Source organism: Pseudomonas sp. NPDC087690 (assembly GCF_044743175.1).
Lineage (GTDB): Bacteria > Pseudomonadota > Gammaproteobacteria > Pseudomonadales > Pseudomonadaceae > Aquipseudomonas.
The window spans coordinates 1-994 of record NZ_JBIUVX010000105.1 but is presented as its reverse complement, the minus strand read 5'-3'; the positions used below and the strand labels follow the sequence as shown (position 1 = coordinate 994).

The window sequence follows — 994 nt, the reverse complement described above, 5'->3', positions numbered from 1 at the left end:
GGCGATGTTACGGATCAGTTCCATCATGTTTACGGTTTTGCCTACACCGGCACCACCGAACAGACCGACTTTACCGCCTTTGGCAAACGGGCAAACCAGGTCGATAACCTTGATGCCGGTTTCCAGCAGGTCGTTGCCGCCTGCCTGTTCAGCGAACGAAGGCGCTGGACGGTGAATGCCCCAACGCTCTTCGGTGTCGATCGGGCCAGCTTCGTCGATCGGGTTACCGAGGACGTCCATGATCCGGCCCAGGGTCGCTTTACCGACCGGTACGGAGATGGCTGCGCCAGAGTCGGTAACTTCCAGACCGCGCTTCAAGCCCTCGGTGGAACCCATCGCAATGGTACGAACCACGCCGTCGCCCAGCTGCTGCTGAACTTCCAGAGTGGTGCCGGCATCGCTTTTGACTTTCAAAGCGTTGTAGATGCTCGGTACGCTGTCGCGTGGAAATTCCACGTCGATAACGGCGCCGATGATTTGAACGATACGTCCGCTACTCATAGCTGGATCCTCTGAATATTTGAACCGTTAAACCGCGGCAGCGCCGCCGACGATGTCCGAGATCTCGGGGGTGATCGCAGCCTGACGCGCCTTGTTGTAGATAAGCTGCAAATCGCTGATCAAATCACCGGCGTTGTCGGTAGCGTTCTTCATCGCGATCATCCGCGCAGCTTGTTCAGCCGCGTTGTTCTCGACCACCGCCTGGTAGACCTGCGACTCAACGTAGCGGACCATCAAGCCGTCAAGCAGCTCTTTGGCATCCGGTTCGTAGAGATAGTCCCAGTGGTGCTTGAGATCCTGATCCGGGGTGGCCACCAGTGGAATCAATTGCTCCACGGTAGGCTGTTGCGTCATGGTGTTGATGAACTTGTTGGACACCACGGACAGGCGGTCAATACGGCCGTCCAGGTAGGCATCCAGCATCACCTTGACGCTGCCGATCAAGTCATTGATCGACGGCTCTTCACCCAGGTGGGTGATCGCTGCAACGACG

Annotated in this window: 1 protein-coding gene and 1 pseudogene (1 of these 2 cut by a window edge); both read right to left on the bottom strand. The window is 57.5% G+C overall.

Annotated elements, in window-relative coordinates:
* Positions 1 to 501: pseudogene (locus tag ACIPIZ_RS29650) on the bottom strand (F0F1 ATP synthase subunit beta) (its annotated part extends 645 nt beyond the left edge of the window); the annotation flags it as partial.
* A gap of 27 nt (positions 502 to 528) precedes the next feature.
* On the bottom strand, positions 529 to 994 hold a 466-nt coding region (locus tag ACIPIZ_RS29645; protein WP_401169063.1), incomplete at its 5' end, for a FoF1 ATP synthase subunit gamma.